This window comes from Phreatobacter oligotrophus (assembly GCF_003046185.1).
In the GTDB taxonomy this organism is placed as follows: Bacteria; Pseudomonadota; Alphaproteobacteria; order Rhizobiales; family Phreatobacteraceae; genus Phreatobacter; species Phreatobacter oligotrophus.
Genome location: NZ_PZZL01000008.1, coordinates 151,135 through 170,085, shown reverse-complemented (window position 1 = coordinate 170,085; position 18,951 = coordinate 151,135). Strand labels below are relative to the sequence as shown.

At 68.1% G+C, this 18,951-nt stretch carries 21 protein-coding genes; 10 read left to right on the top strand and 11 right to left on the bottom strand.

Annotated elements, in window-relative coordinates; all coding sequences use genetic code 11:
* The first annotated feature begins 393 nt into the window (after positions 1-393).
* The 3 genes from C8P69_RS17680 to C8P69_RS17670 all read left to right on the top strand — a co-directional run bounded on the left by C8P69_RS17680 (position 394) and on the right by C8P69_RS17670 (position 2,770).
* Positions 394-993, top strand: a complete 600-nt coding sequence (locus C8P69_RS17680; RefSeq protein WP_108178756.1) for a PAS domain-containing protein — start codon at positions 394-396, stop codon at positions 991-993.
* A gap of 74 nt (positions 994-1,067) precedes the next feature.
* Positions 1,068-1,727, top strand: coding sequence for a PilZ domain-containing protein (locus tag C8P69_RS17675; RefSeq protein ID WP_108178755.1), 660 nt, complete (start codon positions 1,068-1,070; stop codon positions 1,725-1,727).
* A 398-nt stretch (positions 1,728-2,125) separates the two neighbouring features.
* Positions 2,126-2,770, top strand: a complete 645-nt coding sequence (locus C8P69_RS17670; RefSeq protein WP_108178754.1) for a transglutaminase-like cysteine peptidase — start codon at positions 2,126-2,128, stop codon at positions 2,768-2,770.
* Between the two features lie 124 nt (positions 2,771-2,894).
* On the opposite strand, the gene C8P69_RS17665 is transcribed toward C8P69_RS17670, so the two are convergent.
* The 7 genes from C8P69_RS17665 to C8P69_RS17635 form a co-directional block, all read right to left on the bottom strand.
* Entirely contained in the window at positions 2,895-3,497 is a 603-nt protein-coding gene (locus tag C8P69_RS17665) for a 2-hydroxychromene-2-carboxylate isomerase (protein ID WP_108178753.1), read from the bottom strand.
* Between the two features lie 8 nt (positions 3,498-3,505).
* A complete protein-coding gene (locus tag C8P69_RS17660) occupies positions 3,506-4,036 on the bottom strand; it encodes a gamma carbonic anhydrase family protein (RefSeq protein WP_108178752.1) in 531 nt (176 codons plus the stop codon).
* Positions 4,037-4,124: 88 nt separating this feature from the next.
* Positions 4,125-4,445 carry a DUF6949 family protein gene (locus tag C8P69_RS17655; RefSeq protein WP_108178751.1) on the bottom strand — a complete coding sequence of 107 codons (321 nt, stop codon included), beginning with the start codon at positions 4,443-4,445 and terminating at the stop codon, positions 4,125-4,127.
* 121 nt (positions 4,446-4,566) lie between these two features.
* Complete coding sequence (locus C8P69_RS17650) at positions 4,567-4,782, bottom strand: DUF3126 family protein (RefSeq protein WP_108178750.1); 216 nt, start codon at positions 4,780-4,782, stop codon at positions 4,567-4,569.
* 96 nt (positions 4,783-4,878) lie between these two features.
* Positions 4,879-5,697 (bottom strand): hypothetical protein, encoded by an 819-nt coding sequence (locus C8P69_RS17645; RefSeq protein ID WP_108178749.1) that lies wholly within the window; start codon positions 5,695-5,697, stop codon positions 4,879-4,881.
* A 262-nt stretch (positions 5,698-5,959) separates the two neighbouring features.
* Positions 5,960-6,814: an alpha/beta fold hydrolase gene (locus C8P69_RS17640; RefSeq protein WP_108178748.1), complete on the bottom strand. Its 855-nt coding sequence runs from the start codon at positions 6,812-6,814 to the stop codon at positions 5,960-5,962.
* Positions 6,815-6,840: 26 nt separating this feature from the next.
* On the bottom strand, positions 6,841-7,596 hold the full coding sequence (locus tag C8P69_RS17635; RefSeq protein WP_108178747.1) for an alpha/beta fold hydrolase: 756 nt from the start codon (positions 7,594-7,596) through the stop codon (positions 6,841-6,843).
* A gap of 192 nt (positions 7,597-7,788) precedes the next feature.
* On the opposite strand from C8P69_RS17635, the gene C8P69_RS17630 reads away from it, so the two are divergent.
* Together C8P69_RS17630 and C8P69_RS17625 are read left to right on the top strand one after the other, a co-directional pair.
* On the top strand, positions 7,789-10,026 hold the full coding sequence (locus tag C8P69_RS17630; protein WP_108178746.1) for a glycoside hydrolase family 3 N-terminal domain-containing protein: 2,238 nt from the start codon (positions 7,789-7,791) through the stop codon (positions 10,024-10,026).
* 69 nt (positions 10,027-10,095) lie between these two features.
* A complete protein-coding gene (locus tag C8P69_RS17625) occupies positions 10,096-11,205 on the top strand; it encodes a DUF1176 domain-containing protein (RefSeq protein WP_108178745.1) in 1,110 nt (369 codons plus the stop codon).
* Between the two features lie 6 nt (positions 11,206-11,211).
* Here the strand turns inward: C8P69_RS17625 and C8P69_RS17620 are convergent, their stop codons facing one another.
* On the bottom strand, positions 11,212-11,967 hold the full coding sequence (locus tag C8P69_RS17620; RefSeq protein ID WP_108178744.1) for a proteasome-type protease: 756 nt from the start codon (positions 11,965-11,967) through the stop codon (positions 11,212-11,214).
* A 128-nt stretch (positions 11,968-12,095) separates the two neighbouring features.
* Here C8P69_RS17620 and C8P69_RS17615 point away from each other — a divergent pair, with 128 nt between their 5' ends.
* Positions 12,096-12,728: a hypothetical protein gene (locus tag C8P69_RS17615; protein WP_146167372.1), complete on the top strand. Its 633-nt coding sequence runs from the start codon at positions 12,096-12,098 to the stop codon at positions 12,726-12,728.
* Between the two features lie 6 nt (positions 12,729-12,734).
* On the opposite strand, the gene C8P69_RS17610 is transcribed toward C8P69_RS17615, so the two are convergent.
* Together C8P69_RS17610 and trhO are read right to left on the bottom strand one after the other, a co-directional pair.
* Positions 12,735-12,956, bottom strand: coding sequence for a SlyX family protein (locus tag C8P69_RS17610; protein WP_108178742.1), 222 nt, complete (start codon positions 12,954-12,956; stop codon positions 12,735-12,737).
* On the bottom strand, positions 12,953-13,702 hold the full coding sequence (trhO, locus tag C8P69_RS17605; protein ID WP_108178741.1) for an oxygen-dependent tRNA uridine(34) hydroxylase TrhO: 750 nt from the start codon (positions 13,700-13,702) through the stop codon (positions 12,953-12,955). Before trhO ends, C8P69_RS17610 begins: the two co-directional genes overlap by 4 nt.
* A gap of 239 nt (positions 13,703-13,941) precedes the next feature.
* Here trhO and C8P69_RS17600 point away from each other — a divergent pair, with 239 nt between their 5' ends.
* From C8P69_RS17600 to C8P69_RS17585, 4 genes are all read left to right on the top strand, one after another.
* Positions 13,942-15,339, top strand: coding sequence for a circularly permuted type 2 ATP-grasp protein (locus tag C8P69_RS17600; RefSeq protein WP_108178815.1), 1,398 nt, complete (start codon positions 13,942-13,944; stop codon positions 15,337-15,339).
* A gap of 15 nt (positions 15,340-15,354) precedes the next feature.
* The gene (locus C8P69_RS17595; RefSeq protein ID WP_108178740.1) at positions 15,355-16,299 is read left to right on the top strand and encodes an alpha-E domain-containing protein; all 945 of its coding nucleotides are present in this window, start codon (positions 15,355-15,357) and stop codon (positions 16,297-16,299) included.
* A gap of 13 nt (positions 16,300-16,312) precedes the next feature.
* Positions 16,313-17,137: a transglutaminase family protein gene (locus tag C8P69_RS17590; RefSeq protein ID WP_108178739.1), complete on the top strand. Its 825-nt coding sequence runs from the start codon at positions 16,313-16,315 to the stop codon at positions 17,135-17,137.
* 320 nt (positions 17,138-17,457) lie between these two features.
* A complete protein-coding gene (locus C8P69_RS17585; RefSeq protein WP_108178738.1) occupies positions 17,458-18,342 on the top strand; it encodes a hypothetical protein in 885 nt (294 codons plus the stop codon).
* A 32-nt stretch (positions 18,343-18,374) separates the two neighbouring features.
* On the opposite strand, the gene C8P69_RS17580 is transcribed toward C8P69_RS17585, so the two are convergent.
* Positions 18,375-18,857, bottom strand: coding sequence for a VOC family protein (locus C8P69_RS17580; protein WP_108178737.1), 483 nt, complete (start codon positions 18,855-18,857; stop codon positions 18,375-18,377).
* Positions 18,858-18,951 lie beyond the last annotated feature (94 nt).

Genomic DNA, 18,951 nt, shown 5'->3' with positions numbered 1-18,951 from the left:
CTAGAGCCTCGGCGGGCCCTGAGTCGAGAGCGCGGCCTGTCGCTGCCTCGGGCAAAAAAAGAGGGGGAGACCTTTCGGCCTCCCCCGGCGGGAGCGTGGGGACCGGCGAACCGGCCCCGATGGTCACGTCTCCATCTCCTCATGTCCCCAGGAGAAGCCTGAAAGTGTCGCGGTCGGCGGGGGAGTCAGCACCCGCCTTCCGAAATCGTGGAACGCCCCGACGGAACCACGCGGCGCCGGCGGCCGCAATCGAAACGCTTGGTTAACCTTACCCCCTTCACCGATCGTTAACCCTGCCCTTCCCATCGCCGCTGGCACGGCCTCTGCGACCTCTGCCCCGAGAACGCCGCGACGGAGCCCATCCGTCCCGGAACGGCACAGGAGAGGCCCATCATGACCCACGCCGCGGGGACCACGCTTTTCGCCTACTGGGATTCGCTGCGTGGCGGACGCCCGGCGCCCGAGCGCTCCGACATCGACCCGCGCGCCATCGGCCCGATCCTCGGCGACACCTTCGTCCTTGAGGGCGACCTCACCGGCGCCCTGCCCTATCGCCTCGCCGGGTCGCGCATCTGCAGCCTCTTCGCCCGTGAGATGAAGGGCGAATCGTTCACCGCGCTCTTTACCGAGCTCGGCCGCCAGGCATTCCATCGCGGCCTGTCCGACGCCCTCGCCGCCCAGGCGGGCCTCAGCCTTGCCGTCACCGGCACCAGCACCATCGGCCGCGATGTCGATCTGGAGATGACGCTTCTGCCGCTCGTCCACCGGGGCCGCCTCGGCGCGCGGATGATCGGCACCATCACGGGCACCGATCTGCCCTGGTGGATAGGTCGGGACGGCATCGCCAAGCTGGAGATCGGCGCCCTGTCGCTGCTCTGGCCCACCGCCCGCGGCGCCGAGGCGCTTGCCGCCGACGCGACGATCCAGCCGCGCTCCCACGCCTTTGCCGCGAAACCAGCCCTGCGGCTCATCCAGGGCGGCATTGCGTCCTGAAACTTTGCGTTGCAACACTGCGTTAACGCTCCGCCGATACTCTCCGGCTGGCTCGCCCTCGAACCCCGCCGATCATGTCAGCGCTCGCGAAAGTCTTGTCCGCACCATCGTCGGAAGAGAACCGCCGCTTTCAGCGTGTGCGGGTGGACGTCCTCGGCCGCTTCATGCTGTCGGACCGGCGCGAATTTCCGTGCCAGGTCATCGATATGTCGCCGGGTGGCGCCGCCATCGTCGCGCCCGTCGTCGGCCGCCTCGGTGAGCGGGTCATCGCCTATCTCGACCATATCGGCCGAATCGAGGGCATGATCGTCCGCGTCACCGAGACCGGCTTCTCGATGACGATCGAGGCCTCGCTGCGCAAGCGCGACAAGCTCGCCGACCAGCTCACCTGGCTCGCCAACCGCCAGATCCTCGGCCTGCCCGAGGATCGCCGCCACGAGCGCGTCATTCCGCGCAATCCCTTCACCACCATCACCACCCCGCTCGGCGAGAAGGTGCCGGTGCGCGTCCTCGACATTTCCATGTCGGGCGCGGCCATCGGCGGCGCCGACGGCCTCAAGCCCGGTGACATCGTCCAGATCTCGCGCACCATGGCGCGAGTCGTGCGCCTGCTGGAACGCGGCGTGGCAGTGGAATTCTCGGGACAGCAGCCGATCGAGACCATCCTGGCCCTCGCCCAGGAACTCGGCGCCGACCTCAATCCCAATTCCGAGCCGGTCGCGATCCCGCGCTGAGCCGCACCGGCTGCTCCGTTCCCACGCTCCCTGCACCACCTCACGCATGGTCATCCCAAGCGCGCGCTTTGCCCTTGCGGAAGTGCATCGTCCGACATGCTGAAGCGGTGGTGAAGGCCGGCATGGCGGGACAGCCGCCGCTGTTAACGGACGACCCCGGGCTTTCGGGCGCCTGAGGCCTCAGCCGGTCGGACTCCGGCTGCACCCAACCGCGAAACCCACGACATATCAGTACCTTGCCCCCGGGGAATGAATCATCCCCTCAAGGCGCCGAAGGTGAATCCACCCCTTGTTAGCCTGAACGAACCCTCTCCGCGATCCAGCGGATTCCGGCTTTTCGTTTCAGCGCGCTGCAAATCCGGCCTGCGACTGTCGCCTCAACGACGGAGGGACACGTCATGTGGGGATCGGACACCCGGCGACGGGGCGGAGGATCAGGAGTCGCAGCCTGCCTCGCCCTGGCGCTGGTGACGGCGGCGGGACTGGGCGGTCAGGCGACCGCCAGCCCGGAACGCCTCGCCTACCTGAGCGAACAGGGCGCCAGCAGCGCGCCCCTCGGCTGGCGCCAGTTCTGCCGCGACATGCCGGCCGAATGCCGCACCCGGCCGCGCTCGGTCGAGGTGATCCGCACCGGCGGCACGGCCTGGGCGACCATCATTCGCATCAATGCGCATGTGAACACCGCCATCGAGCCGGTGACCGACATCGACCAGTACGGCCGCGAGGAGGTCTGGACCTACCCGACCTCCGGGCGCGGCGACTGCGAGGATTACGTTCTGCTCAAGAAGAAGCTGCTGGTCGAGGCCGGGCTTCCCGAGAGCGCGCTGCTCGTGACGGTCGTCCGCGACCGCCAGGGTGACGGCCACGCCGTGCTGACGGTTCGCACCGATCGCGGCGACTACGTCCTCGACAACGAGACCAGCGACATCCGCCTCTGGCACCAGACGGGCTACCGCTTCGTCAAGCGCCAGTCCTCTGTCGACCCCAACCTGTGGGTGACCGTCGGCCCGGGCACCGCCCCGGCCTCCGTCGCCACCCGCTGAACACCAGTTTCGCGTCCTCGGTCACGTCCCACCCCTCCCCGTCCCCAAGACCGGGTTCGCGAACAGACGGCCGGCACCTCAGAACGAGGGCCGGCCGTCACCTTTTTTGAGGGATGACAGGCGATCAGCCGTTGCGCGCGGCCCACTCGATGGCCTGCTCGAGGCGGTCATTGCCCCAGAACAGCTCGCCATCCCGCGTGATGAAGCTCGGCGCGCCGAAGATATCCTTGGCCATGGCCTCTTCCGTCGTCGCCCGCAGCGCCAGCTTCACCTGTTCGCCGCCCGCCATGGCGATGGCCGGCGCGGCGGGGATCCCCGCGGTCTCCAGCGCCCGGCCGAGGACCTCCGGATCACTGATCGACAGGCCCTCGCCGAATTCCAGGGCGTAGAGCGCCCGCGAAAAGGCGGCGCGCTTGCCGTCGTCGGCCAGCGCCGTGGCGATGCGGGCAGCGGTGAGGCTGTTCTGCGGGAAGGGATCGGGCTTTCGGAACGGCAGGCCGAGGCCTTCGGTGATGCGCTCAAGGTCGCGCCACATGTTGCGGCCCTTGGCCGGCATCAGGTTGAAGGGCGAAGTCGTCCAGCCCGCTGACGCGAAGATCGGCCCGAGCAGGAAGGGCCGCCAGCGCACGGTGACGCCGGCGCGCGCCGCCACCGCCCCGATCCGCATCGCGGCGGGATAGGAATAGGTCGAGGCGAACTCGTAGAAGAAGTCGATCTGGCCAGCCATGGCGCGGCTCAGCCGATCGGCTTCAGGCCGGCCTTGAAGCGCTGGGCGTTCTTCACATAGCTCGCCGCCGAGAGCTTCAGGCGCGCGATGGCCTGGTCGTCGAGCGTGCGCACGGCGCGGGCGGGTGATCCGACGATCAGCGAATTATCGGGAAACTCCTTGCCCTCGGTCACCAGCGAATTGGCGCCGACGAGACAGTTATTGCCGATCCTGGCGTGGTTGAGGATGGTCGAGCCCATGCCGATCAGCGTGTTGGTGCCGATGGTGCAGCCGTGCAGGATCACCTTGTGGCCGATGGTGCAGCCCGCCCCGATCGTCATGGGCGCACCGGGATCGGTGTGCAGCATGCACATTTCCTGGATGTTGGTGCCCTCGCCGATATCGATCAGCTCGTTGTCGCCGCGGATCACCGCGCCGAACCAGATGCCGACATCGGCGGCGATCCGCACCTTGCCGATGACATGGGCGTCGGGGGCGACGAAGAAGCGGCCATCCACCGGGAGGCTGGGTTCGATCCCGTCCAAGGCATAGAGCGGCATGGCATCCTCCGGTCGTTGTCGTTGACCGGAGCTATGGCACGCGGTGCCGGGGATTGAGAAGGGGGGCGAAGGACGGGCAGTCGCGCCGTCAGAAGCCGAGGCCGCGCAGGACCATGGTCAGGACTCGGCCCGACATCAGGCTCCAGACCAGCGCGATGAACGTCGCGAGGAAGACGAACTCGAACCGGCGGTTCTCGATCCGGCGGCCGCGGATCGTGTTGCGGACGATGATGACCGGAGCGGCGAAGGCGAGGAAGGGCACCGCCAGCACCGCGGCGACACCGCCGCCCTGCAGGAGCCGGAAACTCGCGGGCTTGTCGGCCAGCGCCCGGTAGACGCTGACGAGAAGGCCCGAGATCGCGAAACCGAGCGCGAGCGAATGAAAAAGCTGCAGGCTGCCCTGGGACATGACGCGGAACCCGACCTGACGCGAGGGCCAACCGCCCTCGTCCCAATCGGTATCGCGTCATTAGGGTTCTGTTAAGAGGCGGGCGGCAAATCCTTAAGGAAGGGTTAACCGCCCGGTCGCCTCACTCCTCCTCGAGGTCGATGTCGAGGATCGAGATGGTGACGGTGTAGGACGTCTCGCCGTCATCCACGTCCTTGTAGAGCGTGCCGACCTGCTCGTCGCCGATCATGACCTCGACCATCTCCTTGCGGCGCATGTTCGGCTGCAGCTTGATGGACTGGTTGCCGAACTTGCGGCGCAGATAGTCCTGAAGCTTCGTGATCTCGCTACGGTCCACGGCGTGAACTCCATTCGGGCTGATGGGGCCGTGTGCCATGCGTCGGGGGCCGAAGTCAAAGCGGCGGGACGTCCGCGCTGTGGAGGGCGCGCCGGCTCAGCCGCCCGTGGCGCGGCGGGCCGGCACCACGAGCTCGGGCGTCTCGCAGAGGTTCTGGCGCGCCAGGGTCACGCCCTGCGTATCCTCGGGATCGAAGCCGACACGCACGTCGTACAGGCAGTTGCCGCCGCGGGCGACACGGCCGGTATAGGTGTCGCCATGCTCCATCATCCAGATGCCGAGCAGGTCCGGCTGGGGGCGCGCGGCCCCGACCGGCGTCACGCGCAGCACGGCGATCTTCTCGTTCGAGCGATTGACGACCCGGAAGAGCGCGACGCCGGGGCGCGCCGGCAGGGGCGCCACGGTCGGCTCGGGGCTGGTGACCTCGATCTTGTCCTGGGCGCAGAAGTCATGGTCGAGGCGCACGAACTCGTTGCCGAGGGCGAAGGTGATGCGCACGTCGTAGCGGCACTCGGTGGTGTTCAGCGGCCACGACATGATGGCGCGGGGATTGAGCGTCTCGCGCCGCAGGCGGTTCTCGCCCCAGGCGCCCGACCCCACCGGGGCGAACTGGATGACCAGCGCCTTGTAGGGCGTCTTGTTCTCGAAGCCGACCGACACCCGCCGCGAGGCATTGGCGCCGGCCGAGCGGATGAAGCTGTCGACATCCGGCGTGCCGGCCTGCGGCTGGCCAGCGGCCGGGCGACCCGGCATGGCGGGACGGTGCGCCTCGGGAACCCGCGACAGGGCGCGATCGATCTCCTGCTGCACGGAGGGCGGCACGCCCGGCATGCCCTGCTGGGCCTGCGCGGCGACGCCGCCGAGGACACCGGTGGAGAGGACGAGGGCGGCGGCGATGCGGGCGGTGCGGACCATGGGGCGTCTCCTTGGAATGGTCGTTGGATACCCCGCCCAGACTGCCTGCCCGTTCCGCCGCGGCGGTCGAATTGTTTCCAGTGCTTCCGCGGCGCGTCAGGTTCCGCGCGCGCCGGGCCACCGACTTGGGCCGCCCGGCCGAATCTGAATCAGAGGATGAAGAGCCGCCCTGAATCAGAATCGCAGCTTGAGCCGCAGGGCGCAGGCCCCTGATGCGACTCGCATTTCCGGATGCAGTTGAATCAGAACGGGAAGCCCGGCCTCAGCTGAGGAAGTCGAGGATCGCCTCGGCAAAGACGTCGTTCTTGTCGCCGGCGACCATGTGGCCAGCCCCCCCGACATCGACGAAACGGGCATGGGGCACGAGGGCAAGGAAGGCCTCGACGCTCTCCGGCGAGACGATGTCGGAGGAGGCGCCGCGCACCAGAAGGGTCGGCACGGTCAGGCGGCGGGCATCGTCCTCGAGCCGCTGGACGATGGTGGCGCGCTCGCCGTCGACCGGTCGGCCGCCATCGAGGAAGGCCGGGTCCCAGTGCCAGTACCACCGCCCGTCCGGCTTCAGCCGGAGGTTCTTCTTCAGGCCCTCGACCGAGGGAGGCCGCCGCCGATGCGGCAGGTAGGCCGCGACCGATTCCGCCGCCTCCTCGATCGTGGCAAAGCCGGTTGCCGCGTGGGCGCGCATGAAGCCCTGCACATGCCGCACCCCCTGCTCCTCCATCCGCGGCACGATGTCGACGAGGATGAGCGAGGAAAAGCAGGGCTCATGCCCCAGCGCATGGAGCGAGGCGATGCCGCCGAGCGAGGCGCCGATGGCGGCAGCCTTGGCGCCGAAGCGCTCCTCGACCTGGCGGCCGAGCGCCACGGCGTCACGGCCGAAATCGGCGAAGCTGTAATGGCCGCCCGCGACCCATTCGCTGTCGCCATGGCCGCGCTGGTCGACGCAGACGGCGGTGAAGCCGCGTTCGGCGAGCCGCCGGGCCGTTGCCCGCCAGGCATGGCGGGTCTGGCCGCCACCATGGAGCAGCAATGCCACCTGCGGGCCCTGGCCGTAGAGATCGGCCGCGAGGCGGTTCCCGGCATGGCCGAGGAAGGTCGCTTGGCGGGGCTGCAGGGACATGCGGCAATCCGGGTGGCGCGAGCGGCTCAGACGCCGATGCGGGTGAGGAAGTCCAGCGCGCCGGCCTTGAAGACCTTGTCGCCGACGGCCGGCATATGATCGCGGTCCGGGATGGAAAGCGCCTCCCCCTTTGGGATGATCGCGGCCAGCGGCTCCGGCGGGCCGGCGATGGCGTCCTTGGTGCCCACCGCGATCAGCACCGGGCAGCGGATCGATGCCGCCTCGTCCGCCGTCATCAGGTTGCGCGAGCCGCGGATGCAGGCGGCGAGAGCCTTGCGGTCGGACTGGGTCTGCATGGCGAAGGCGCGGAACATCCGACCCTGCGGGTCGGTGACCTCCTCCAGCGTCGGCGCCTCCAGCGCCTCCGCGATGGTCTCCGGCAGACCGACGCCGTCGATCAGCTTGATGCCGAGGCCGCCCATGATCGCGGCAGAGACGCGGTCCGGATGTCGCTGTGCCAGGAAGGCGGTAATGCGCGAGCCCATCGAATAGCCGAGCACCACCGTCCGCGCGATGCCGAGATGATCGAGCAGCGCGCGGGCATCCTCCGCCATCAGCGTCGTGTGATAGGCGGCAGGATCATAGAGCTTCTGCGACGCGCCATGGCCGCGATTGTCGAGCGCGATGACGCGCCGGCCGGCCTTGGTGAGCGTTTCCACCCAGCCCGGATAGGTCCAGTTGATATGGGCGGTCGATGCGAAGCCGTGGATGCAGAGCACGGGCTCGCCCGCGCCGGTGTCGAAATAGGCGATCTCGACGCCGTTCGCGTCGAAGGTCTGCATTGGAAGGCGGGACGGAAGGCTGGGCATGGCCCCTTCTAGCCACAGCCTGCCCGGCGAGGAAAGGCCCGGGGCGAGAGACCTGCCCGGCCACGCGGCGGTGCGTCGCGCCGTGGGCCAAACCCAACGCCGTTGCGGAAGGTGGCCGCCAGCGGCTAGGAAGCGGCCACCATTCCCGGGAGTTTGTACGACCCGATGCCCGCATCCCCCCGTTGGCTCCTTGCCGCCGCCCTGCTCCTCGGCTCGCTCCCGGCCCTGGCCCAGACGCCCGCCCCGCCCGTGCCGGCGGGATCGCCGCCCGTCCCCCGTGCCTGGAAGACCGGCGAGGAGGCCGCCGCCATCGAACGGCGCATCGACGCGCTGCTCGCCCAGATGACGCTGGAGGAAAAGGTCGGCCAGCTGAACCTCTGGGGCCGCGGCGACGAGTTCCGCATGGAATGGGTCGAGGAAGGCCGCACCGGCGCGGTGATGAATTTCGTCACGCCCAGCGAGATCCGGGCGATCCAGCTCCGGGCGGCGCGCTCGCGCCTGCGCATCCCCGCCATCATCGCCCTCGACGCCATCAACGGCTTCGCCACCTACATGCCGCAGCCGCTGGGCCAGGCGGCGACCTTCAATCCGCGCCTCGTCGAGCTTGCCTCCTACTGGTCGGCGCGCGAGGCGCGCGCCGTCGGCATCAACTGGACCTTCGCGCCGATGATCGACATGACGCGCGACGCCCGCTGGGGCCGCGTCATGGAGGGGGCCGGCGAGGACGTGCACCTCGCCTCGATCCTCGCCGCCGCACGCACGGTCGGCTACCACCGGGGTGGCCTTGCCACCTCGGCGAAACATTACATCGGCTATGGCGAGGCCGAGGGCGGCCGCGACTACAACAGCGTGTGGATCCCGGTCTCCAAGCTCTGGGACTACCACATGCCGCCGTTCCAGGCCTCGCTGGCCGCCGGCGCCTTCACCGTCATGACCTCGCTCAGCGCGATGAACGGCATCGCTTCCACGGCGGACCGCCACCTGGTGGCCGAGGTGTTGAAGGGACAGCTCGGCTTCCGCGGCTTCGTCGTCTCCGATTTCGAATCGGTGAAGGAGCTCATCGCCCATGGCCAGGCGGCAGATGGACCGGACGCCGTCCGGCGAGCCTTCGGCGCCGGCATCGACATGGACATGATGGCGGGCCTCTACGACGCCCATCTCGCCCAGCTCGTGCGCTCGGGCGCCATCAGCGAGGCGGCGGTCAACGAGTCGGTGCGCCGGGTCCTGCGGGTCAAGCTGCACATGGGTCTCTTCGAGGAGGCGCCCTACGACCCCGCCCTCGCCCAGCGCGACCTCGGCACGGCGGAGGCGCGCGAGGCCTCCCTCGAGATCGCCCGCGAGGCCGTGATCCTCTTGAAGAACGACAACGCCATCCTGCCGCTGAAGCCCGCGGTGCGGTCGGTGGCGGTGATCGGCAGCCTCGCCACCCATCAGGAAGACTGGCAGTACACCGAGAATGCCGGGCTGCCGCGGGTGATCTCGCCGCGCCTCACCGACCAGCTGCAGACCTTGCTGGGATCCGGCGTCGGCGTCAGCGCTGCCGCCGGCTTCGCCACCCATTGCAGCCTCGCGGCCGGTGACACGGCCGGCGCCGTCGCAACGGCCCGCGCCGCCGACGTTGCGGTGGTGATGCTCGGCGAGGATTGCGAGCAATATGGCGAGGGCACCTCGCGCGCCCATCTCGACCTGCCGGCCCACCAGCAGGCGCTGCTCGATGCCGTCATCGCCACCGGCAAGCCGGTGGTGGTGATCATGCACACCTCGCGGCCCTTCGTGCTGACGCGCTTCATCGACCGGGTGGCCGCGGTCATCCAGGCCTTCCACCTCGGCACCGAGGGCCGCACGGCCATCGCCGAGGTCCTCACCGGCCGCACCAACCCCTCCGGCAAGCTGCCGATGACCTTCCCGCGCGCCACGGGCCAGGTGCCGATTTACTACGACCGCCTGCCGACCGGCCGTCCGCGCGTCAAAAACTTCCGCTACGAGACCGGCTATCTCGACGAGAGCATGGAGCCCCTCTTTCCCTTCGGCTTCGGTCTCTCCTTCTCCCGCTTCACCTTCGACCAGCTGACTCTGTCCTCGCCCACCGTGCCCCGCTCGGGGACGGTGGCAGGCTCGGTGCGCCTCACCAACGCGGCGGGGCCGGCCGGCCAGGAGGTCGTGCAGGTCTATGTGCGCCAGCGCGTCGGCCAGCGGTCGCGGCCGGTGCGCCAGCTGAAACATTTCGAGAAGGTCGCGGTCGCGGCGGGGGCGAGCCAGACGGTGACCTTCCGGATTCCGGTCCAGGCGCTGGGCTACCACGACGATGCCGGCCGCTATGTGGTGGAGCCCGGCGAGTACGACATCTTCGTCGGCGGCGATTCCAACGCCACCCTGGCGGCGCGGGTGACGGTCACGGAGTAGGCCTGCAGACGGCACCGGGCTGAAACCGGGATAGGCGACAAGGCGGATGACACTCTGGGGAAGGCCGCCATGATCGCCCGCCTGACACAAGCCAGCCTGATCGCCGCCGCGACGGTCCTTGCAGCCAGCAGCATCGCCCGGGCCGACGGGCGCGGCGAGATCCGCACCTTCCGTGACTGGATCGTCGCCTGCGACAACACCCGCACCTGCCGCGCCTTCGGCATGCCGAAGCAGGACACCATGATCGGCGTCGCCCTGCGCATCGACCGCGGAGGGGCCGCCGATGCCCAGCCCGTGATCAGCATCGTCCTCGACCGGGACACCGGTGGCACGACCGGGCTGCGCCTCTCGGCCAGCGTCGATGGCGGCGCCGCCACGGACATCGTCGTGGGGCAAGCCGCCAGCCAGGACGAGGAGACCATCACCGTCACCGACCGCGCCCTCGCCGAACGCCTTATCGCCGACATCCGGCGCGGCCAGAGCCTCCGTGTCACGGTTCATCCGGCCGGCAACCAGCAAGAACCGCCCGATCCGATCTCGCTCGACGGCGCCATGGCGGCCCTGCTTTGGATGGACGAGCAGCAGGGTCGCATCGGATCGCGCGATGCTCTCGCCCGGCCGGGCGATGGCCGGGCGAGGCCGCCGCTGCCGACCGAACCGCCCCGGGCGCCGGCCGAACGCCGCTTGCCGGACCAGGGGGATGTCGCGCGCCGGCTGGAAGCGGTGCGCGCGCCGGTCCTGGCGGCCTTCCGCGCCCTTCCCACCGACACCTGCGACGACGAGGACAACCCCGCCATTGCCGCGCACCGCCTCGCCGAAAGGCTTCTGCTCGTGGCCGTGCGCTGCTGGAGCGGCGCGTACCAGTCCAGCGAGATCCATTTCCTCGTCAGGGAGGGCGCGGTGCCACAGGTTCGCCCCGCATCCTTCCCGCGGCCGCGGAAGCCGTCGCCCGATGCGCGGCCCGAACCCTATGACGACGCGATCCTGACCACTTCGGACGTCGACGCCGCCACGGGTCGCGTCGCCCATTTCGCCAAGGGCCGCGGCATCGGCGATTGCGGCGAGGTCGCCGAATGGCAGTGGGACGGAGAGCGCTTCCGGCCGGTTCGTTTCGACGTCATGCCGACCTGCCGGGGCCTGACGCCGCCGAACTGGTTCAGCCTCTACCGGACGCGCTGAGGCCGCTCACTTCACCACGTTGGAGCCCGAATAGGGCGGCGGCGGAATGTCCATGTGCGCCTTGCGCAGGGCCGCCGACCAGCGCTCGCGCAGGTCGTGGAAATAGGGCTCACCCGGCTCGATACGGTAATGCGTCTGCAGGATCGCATCGCCCCGCGGCGTCACCGCGATATCGATGGGCATGCCGACGCCAAGGTTCGACCGCATGGTGGAGTCCATCGAGACGAGGCCGATCTTCAGCGCGTCGTTGAGCGGCGTGTCGAACTTGATGGCGCGATCGAGGATCGGTTTGCCGTATTTGTGCTCGCCGATCTGCAGGTAGGGCGTGTCGACCGTGCACTCGATGTAGTTGCCGGCCGCATAGACCATGAACAGGCGGAGCGAGCGACCCTTGATCTGGCCGCCGAACAGGAAAGAGGCCTCGAACTTGACGCCGTCCTCCTCGAGCCCCGGCCCATAGATGCGCCTCACCTCCCGGATGGCGCGGCCGACCCGCTGCGCCGCCTGGAACATGCTCGGCGCGTTCATGATCGACTCGCTCTCGCCCGTTTCCGGGTTGAGCACGCCCTCCTGCAGGAAGCCGATGACCGACTGGGTGATGGACAGATTGCCCGCCGAGGCGAGGATCATCACCCGCTCGCCCGGCTTCTGGAAGACGTGCAGCTTGCGGAAGGTCGAGATGTTGTCGAGGCCGGCATTGGTGCGCGTGTCGGCGATCATCACGAGGCCGTCGCGCACGAGAATGCCGCAGCAATAGGTCATGGAGATTCTCCTCGGGGCGAAGGGGATAAACGCGAGAGGGGCGCTGGGCAATGCGGACATGGACCGCCCACGGGCTTGTGCGGCCGGAACGTAAGACGATATCTCCAGTCTACTTGAGGGAGATGATCATGTGGCAGCGGCTCTCGTGCGGAACGGCCCTGACAATTGCACTCATCTTTTCGATCTCGGCCTTGGCGCAGGATGACGACGACGAGGCGCGTCATCGCGAAGCGGAAGCATTTCAGGAGCGCGTTCTTGAGCAGACGGCGAGTCTGCTTCAGGCGATCGCCAACTCGCCACTGGTACCGCCAGGCCGCTGCGCGATCATCAACGAATGGCTACCCCGTGCCGTAATCGATCGTTCGACCGCCCGCCGCTACCTGAACTCCACGGTCGCGGCGGACCTTGTCGGCGTCCACGTCGCCGTCTGGCCGGACGGCCTGATGGACCCCGACCAGAAACGCTCCACGAACTTCTGCACGCGCGAGGAAAAGGCGAAGCATTTCAAGGAAATGCACGATGCATGGCAGCACTCGGGCGATAGCCGATTGGAAACACAGGAGATCCAATTCGGCATCCCGGTGTTCGACGCGGATTTCTCACGCGCGGCGATTGTCATTGAGGGGCGACAGAACACGTCCTTTCGCCTCCCCGACGGCACGACACGCGGCGGGATGGAGGTTTGCGGCGGCGCGGCGATCTACGAGAAATCGGGCGGCACCTGGCAGAAGATTGCCTACGAGCAGTACTACTGCTCCTGAAGCCCTTCAGTAATGCGGCGGCGGCGGTTCCGGCAGGTTCGGCGCACCCGCCGAGGCGAGGCTCTCGTTGACCTGCTCTTCCAGCCGCTTCAGCAGGCGCTGCAACCGCTCGATCTCCTGCCACTGGGCGGTGATGGTGGCGTTGAGGTCCTCGATGGTCTGGTCCTGGTAGGCGACGCGGATTTCCAGCGCCTCCAGCCGGCCGGTGAGGTCGTTCACGTCGCTCATGCGGCCTCCTGTGCAACGGGAACCGGCACCAGGCCGTGCCCCAGCGCAATGCGGTCGTCGAAGACGAAGCAGCCGCCACGCCACAGGCTCTCTTCCCGAGGCACCTCGGCGAGATAGGCGAGGATGCCGCCCTTGAGGTGCAACACCTCGGGAAAGCCGCGGTCGAGGAGAAAGGCGCTCGCCTTCTCGCAGCGGATGCCGCCGGTGCAGAACATGGCGATGCGGCGATGGCGGGCCGGATCGAGGGCGCCGTCGACGAAGGCCCGAAAGTCGCCGAAGGAGGTCGTGGCGGGGTCGGTCGCCCCCTCGAATGACCCCATCGCCACCTCGAAGCCGTTGCGGGTGTCGATCACGAGCGTCTCCGGATCGCGGATGACCTCGTTCCAGTCGGCGGGCGCCACATAGGTCCCGACGCGCTGCGTCGGATCGGTGGCACCGCCGTCGAAGGCGACGATCTCGCGCTTCACCTTCACCTTGAGCCGTCCGAAGGGCATGGCATCCGTCTGCGACAGGCGGACGGACAGGCCCTCGAGGCGCTCACCGAATATCCATCCGCCCCGGAGCCGATCGAGCAGCGCCGCGATGGCCTTGGCGGAACCCGCCACCGTGCCGTTGATGCCCTCGGGGGCCAGCAGAAGCGTGCCCATGAGGCCGAGCTCCACACACAGATCCGCGAGCGGCGCGCGGAGTTCGGCGCAGTCGGGCAGCGGGGCAAAGCGATAGAGGGCGGCGACCGTGACGGTCATGGCGACATCCGGGACATGCCCTGCCATTACCCCCCGGCGCCGGAACCGGCAACGGCCGGCGGCGTTGAGGCGGAACGGCGCATCCTTTCGCGCCTGCGAAAGCCCCCTTCCCTTACGACGCGATTTGCCGCTAGCTTGTCAGCGAAGCGTCAGGATCGCTCCGCCAGAGAGGGACCACGCTTCGTCTTCCAGAGGGGACTTTGCCGGCAATGGCAGGCGCTGCACCGATCTTCGATGAAATGACCCTCGCGGACGGTGCAGTCCGCCCCGCCTACGAGACCCTCGCCCGCTGGCTCCAGTCGATTCCACCGGATCTTCTCGCCACCCGTTCGCGAGAGGCCGAGGCGCTGTTCCGCCGCATCGGCATCACCTTCGCCGTCTATGGCGACGCCGCCTCGACCGAGCGGCTGATCCCCTTCGACGTCATCCCGCGGGTGCTCACCAGCGATGAATGGAGCCGGCTCTCCAAGGGCCTCACCCAGCGGGTGCGCGCCATCAACGCCTTCCTCGGCGACGTCTATTCCAAGCGCGAGATCCTGCGCGCCGGGATCGTGCCGGAGGACCTCGTCTACCGGAACCCGGCCTTCCGTCCGGAGATGAACCAGCAGCCGGTGCCCCACGGCATCTATGTGATGATTGCCGGCATCGACATCGTCCGCGTCGACGGCGACACGTTTTATGTCCTCGAGGACAATGCCCGCACCCCCTCCGGCGTCTCCTACATGCTGGAGAACCGCGAGGTGATGATCCGCCTCTTCCCCGAGCTCTTCTCGGCCCACCGCGTGGCGCCGGTGGAGAACTACACCGACGACCTTCTCGCCACGATGCAGTCGGTGGCGCCCCGCTCGGCCTCGTCCGATCCGACATGCGTGCTTCTGACGCCCGGCCTGTTCAACTCGGCCTATTACGAGCACACCTTCCTCGCCGACAAGCTCGGCGTCGAGCTGGTCGAGGGCCGTGACCTCTTCGTCAAGGCCGACGTCGTCTACATGCGCACGACCGAGGGGCCGAAGCGCGTCGACGTCATCTATCGCCGCCTCGACGACGACTTCCTCGACCCGCTGGTCTTCCGTCCGGATTCGGCGCTCGGCGTGCCCGGCCTCATGTCCGCCTACCATGCGGGCAATGTCACGCTCGCCAATGCGGTCGGCACCGGCGTCGCCGACGACAAGGCGGTCTACAGCTACATGCCGGAGATCGTGAAGTTCTATCTCGGCGAGGAGCCGATCCTGAGGAACGTGCCGACCTGGCGCTGCCGCGAGGCGGACGAGCTGAAATATGTGCTGGAGCGCCTGCCCGAACTGGTCGTCAAGGAGGTCCATGGCTCCGGCGGCTACGGCATGCTCATCGGCCCGAAGGCGACGAACGCCGAGATCGAGACCTTCCGCGAGAAGCTGATCAAGGACCCCGCCAATTTCATCGCCCAGCCGACGCTGGCGCTCTCCACCTGCCCGACCCTCGTCGAGGAGGGCGTCGCGCCCCGCCACGTCGACCTGCGCCCCTTCGTGCTCACCGGCCGCGACAAGGTCCGCATCGTGCCCGGCGGCCTCACCCGCGTGGCGCTGAAGGAGGGCTCCCTTGTGGTGAATTCGAGCCAGGGCGGCGGCACCAAGGACACCTGGGTCCTGGATTCCTGAGGACAGGCGGAAACCATGCTCTCCCGTACCGCCGACAATCTCTTCTGGCTCGCCCGCTACGTCGAACGCGCCGAATATCTCGCCCGCATCATCGAGGCCTCGACGCGACTTGCGAACCTGCCCTCGGCCTATGCCGGGACCTCCAACGAATGGGAATCGGCGGTGGCGACCGCCGGCTGCGCCCATCTCTTCTACCAGGCGCACGAGAAGGCGACGCGCGAGACGGTCATCGACTTCCTCGCCTTCTCGCCCGACAACCCCTCCTCCATCCGCTCCTGCTTCGAGGTGGCCCGCACCAATGCCCGCGCGGTGCGCACGGCGCTGACGGTGGAGATGTGGGACGCCATCAACGCCGCGTGGCTGGAACTGTCGAAGTACCGCGCCTCCGGCCTGAACCAGGACGAGAACCTCGCCAATTTCCTCGCCTTCGTGAAGGAAACGGGCCTGCGCTTCGACGGCTCGGCCTATCGCACCATGCTGCGCTCGGACGGCTACTGGTTCTCGCGCCTCGGCGTGATGATCGAGCGCGCCGACAACACCGCCCGCATCCTCGACGTGAAGTATCACGTGCTGTTGCCGGCCTCGGAGACGGTCGGCGGCTCGCTCGACTATTTCCAGTGGTCGGCGATCCTGCGCGCGGTCTCGGCACTCACCGCCTATCACTGGGTCTACAAGGAGAGCCTCAAGCCCTGGCTGGTGGCCGACCTCCTCATCCTCAACGACCAGATGCCGCGCTCGCTCGCCGCCTGCTACGAGAGCATCGTGCGCAATCTCGACAGCCTGTCGCTGGCCTATGGCCGGCAGGGCCCGGCCCAGCGCGCCGCCCGCGCCACGCGCACCCGGCTGGAGAACGCCCGCATCGAGGACATCTTCCAGTCCGGGCTGCATGAATTCGTCTCGGACTTCATCACCGAGAACAACCGGCTGGGCGCCGCCATCACCCAGCAATACCTCACCTGACGGCCAAGGCCTCATGCGCATCCGCATCGCCCACGAGACCGTCTACAGCTACGCGGTCCCCGCCCATGCGGTGATCCAGACGCTGCGGCTGACGCCCCGCAACTTCGAGGGCCAGCACATCCTCAACTGGCGCATCGACGTCGACCAGGACGCCCGGCTCGACGCCCACGAGGACGCCTTCGGCAACATCACCCACACCTTCTCCTGCATCGGCCCGATCCAGACGCTGACCGTCCGCGTCGACGGCCTCGTCGAGACCTCCGACACGGCCGGCGTGGTGCGCGGCGCGGTGGAGCGTTTTCCGCCCGGCCTCTACCTGCGCGAGACCGCCCTCTCCGCCGCCGATCCTGCCATCCGTGCCTATGCCGAGGCGCGCGAGCGGCCGGGCGACCGGCTCTCCACCCTCCACGCCCTGCTCGACGACCTCGCCCGCGACATGGTCTTCGACAAGGACCCGACCCAGGCCTCGACCACAGCGGCGGAGGCCTTCGCGCTGAAGCGCGGCGTCTGCCAGGACTTCGCCCATGTCTTCATCGCCGCGGCGCGCCATCTCGGCATCCCCGCGCGCTATGTGGGCGGCTATTTCCTCCATGCCGACGGCACGGTGGACCAGGAGGCCGGCCATGCCTGGGCCGAGGCCCATGTGCCCGACCTCGGCTGGGTCGGCTTCGACGCCGCCAACGGCCTCTGCCCGACCGAGCAGCACATCCGCATCGCCTGCGGCCTCGACTATCTCAACGCCGCGCCCATCCGCGGCTCGCGCCATGGTGGCGAGGGTGAGTTTTTGACCGTGAAGGTCATGGTCGACCAGGCGCTGCGGCAGGTGCAGGTGCAGTAGGGGGCGGTGTGAACGCGGTTCCAAGGAGCGTGGCGAACCGCATCCCCCTACAGAAACCATCGTCATGCCCGCCCTTGTGGCGGGCATCCACGACTTGACCACCAGCCCCGAGAGGGTTTGCGCCCAGGAGAATTCGTGGATGCCCGGGCCAAGCCCGGGCATGACGGCGTGGAGAGAGGTGTCTCTCACCCCCTCCCCGCCGCCTCAAGCGCCGCGATATCCAGCTTCATCATCGTCAGCTTTGCCTCCGTACTCTTCCGGCTGCAACCAATAGTCGCATTGCGCAACTATGGCGCGTCGAAGTGCGGTGAGGTTGAGCGATGCAGCAAGGAAGTTTTCCGTGGGTCGGATTGACGGTGGCCGCGGTTTCCGTCGTGGTCGTGACATTTGCCATGAGCGCCAATGTCCCCAACTTCTCGCTGCTGACGATCCTCGTCCTGGTCGGGCTGGTTGCTATCACCGGCTTCGTCAGCGTCCTCAGCATGACCGCGAGCCGCCTCGGCATCCTGGACAGCCGTCAGCCCTTTGGGCTGCCCGAGGGGAGCATTCGGGCCATCCTGACCCTCGCCTTTATTGTTCTCGTCGGTGTATTCGCCAGTTATCTGCTGGCGCAGACATCGCGGACCGCATTTGTTGAAACCTCCGCCCCGATGAGGCTGCCCGTCACGACAATGGCCGAGGCTAAAGCGATGCAGGATTCGGTGGGCACCTCCGGCCTCGTCGTGGTTCGGGGCGACGGCACTCCGGCGAGTCCCTACGGATTCTTCCTCGTTCCACGAGCGGACTACACGGTCGCAAACGACGTCGCCAAGCAGATCCTGACCATGCTGTCGACCATGCTGGCGGCCATGATCGGTTTCTATTTCGGTGCCCGTCCGAATGAGACGCCGGTGGATCCGTTCGCCGCCGAGCGCGAAGCAGCCAAGGCGGAACTGGCGGGTCTTGCACTCAAGGCACCCACGTTCGATCAGGTGAAAAAGGCAGCTGACGAAAAGAGCGAGACAAACCTTTCAGCTGAGCAGAAGGCGAAGCTCAAGGAGATCCGCGAACGGATAGCTCTCGTCGGCAAAAAAATCGACGCCGCCCGAGAAGCTGCCAAGGACCAGCGAACGCCGGTCGAGACACTCCGGAACACAAAGACCGCCGCCCTTGAAGCGCATGGCACGCTGGCTGCCGAACTGGAGGCGCTCCAGGCATTGCCATAGGCAGCTGCGATGCGGCCCGGTGCCACCACAACTCACCCCCTCCCCGCCACCTCAAGCACCGCGATATCCAGTTTCACCATCGTCATCATCGACCGCATCACCCGCGCCGCCCGCTCGCGGTCCGCATCGGCCAGCGCCTCGGGGAGCATCCGCGGGACGATCTGCCACGACAGGCCGAAGCGGTCCTTCAGCCAGCCGCACTCGACCTCGCGGCCGCCCGCGCCGAGCCGCGCCCAGTAATGGTCGATCTCGTCCTGGGTCTCGCAGATCACCTGGAACGAGACGGCTTCCGTGAACGTGAACTCCGGCCCGCCATTGAGGCCGACGAAGCGCGTGCCGTCGAGCTCGAAGGTCACCGTCAGCACGCTGCCCGCCGGGGCCATGCCGTCCATCGGCCAGCGCATCACCTCGGTGATCCCGCTGTTCGGGAAGATGCCGACATAGTAGGTGGCGGCGGCCTCGGCCTCGCCGTTGAACCAGAGGCAGGGGATGAGGCGGGAGACGATGGCGGCCATGGCTAGCACCCTTTCACTTAACTTATATGTTAAGTGTTATGGGCCATGCCCTTCCCGTCAACCCTACCCCGCGACCCCTTGCCGCCGCCCGCGG

Bases quoted from the DNA above. Each gene is read 5' to 3' on its own strand.
- C8P69_RS17680 (WP_108178756.1), top strand. From the start codon at position 394: ATGACCCACGCCGCGGGGACCACGCTTTTCGCCTACTGGGATTCGCTG.
- C8P69_RS17675 (WP_108178755.1), top strand. From the start codon at position 1,068: ATGTCAGCGCTCGCGAAAGTCTTGTCCGCACCATCGTCGGAAGAGAAC.
- C8P69_RS17670 (WP_108178754.1), top strand. From the start codon at position 2,126: ATGTGGGGATCGGACACCCGGCGACGGGGCGGAGGATCAGGAGTCGCA.
- C8P69_RS17665 (WP_108178753.1), bottom strand. From the start codon at position 3,497: ATGGCTGGCCAGATCGACTTCTTCTACGAGTTCGCCTCGACCTATTCC.
- C8P69_RS17660 (WP_108178752.1), bottom strand. From the start codon at position 4,036: ATGCCGCTCTATGCCTTGGACGGGATCGAACCCAGCCTCCCGGTGGAT.
- C8P69_RS17655 (WP_108178751.1), bottom strand. From the start codon at position 4,445: ATGTCCCAGGGCAGCCTGCAGCTTTTTCATTCGCTCGCGCTCGGTTTC.
- C8P69_RS17645 (WP_108178749.1), bottom strand. From the start codon at position 5,697: ATGGTCCGCACCGCCCGCATCGCCGCCGCCCTCGTCCTCTCCACCGGT.
- C8P69_RS17640 (WP_108178748.1), bottom strand. From the start codon at position 6,814: ATGTCCCTGCAGCCCCGCCAAGCGACCTTCCTCGGCCATGCCGGGAAC.
- C8P69_RS17635 (WP_108178747.1), bottom strand. From the start codon at position 7,596: ATGCAGACCTTCGACGCGAACGGCGTCGAGATCGCCTATTTCGACACC.
- C8P69_RS17630 (WP_108178746.1), top strand. From the start codon at position 7,789: ATGCCCGCATCCCCCCGTTGGCTCCTTGCCGCCGCCCTGCTCCTCGGC.
- C8P69_RS17625 (WP_108178745.1), top strand. From the start codon at position 10,096: ATGATCGCCCGCCTGACACAAGCCAGCCTGATCGCCGCCGCGACGGTC.
- C8P69_RS17620 (WP_108178744.1), bottom strand. From the start codon at position 11,967: ATGACCTATTGCTGCGGCATTCTCGTGCGCGACGGCCTCGTGATGATC.
- C8P69_RS17615 (WP_146167372.1), top strand. From the start codon at position 12,096: ATGTGGCAGCGGCTCTCGTGCGGAACGGCCCTGACAATTGCACTCATC.
- C8P69_RS17610 (WP_108178742.1), bottom strand. From the start codon at position 12,956: ATGAGCGACGTGAACGACCTCACCGGCCGGCTGGAGGCGCTGGAAATC.
- trhO (WP_108178741.1), bottom strand. From the start codon at position 13,702: ATGACCGTCACGGTCGCCGCCCTCTATCGCTTTGCCCCGCTGCCCGAC.
- C8P69_RS17600 (WP_108178815.1), top strand. From the start codon at position 13,942: ATGACCCTCGCGGACGGTGCAGTCCGCCCCGCCTACGAGACCCTCGCC.
- C8P69_RS17595 (WP_108178740.1), top strand. From the start codon at position 15,355: ATGCTCTCCCGTACCGCCGACAATCTCTTCTGGCTCGCCCGCTACGTC.
- C8P69_RS17590 (WP_108178739.1), top strand. From the start codon at position 16,313: ATGCGCATCCGCATCGCCCACGAGACCGTCTACAGCTACGCGGTCCCC.
- C8P69_RS17585 (WP_108178738.1), top strand. From the start codon at position 17,458: ATGCAGCAAGGAAGTTTTCCGTGGGTCGGATTGACGGTGGCCGCGGTT.
- C8P69_RS17580 (WP_108178737.1), bottom strand. From the start codon at position 18,857: ATGGCCGCCATCGTCTCCCGCCTCATCCCCTGCCTCTGGTTCAACGGC.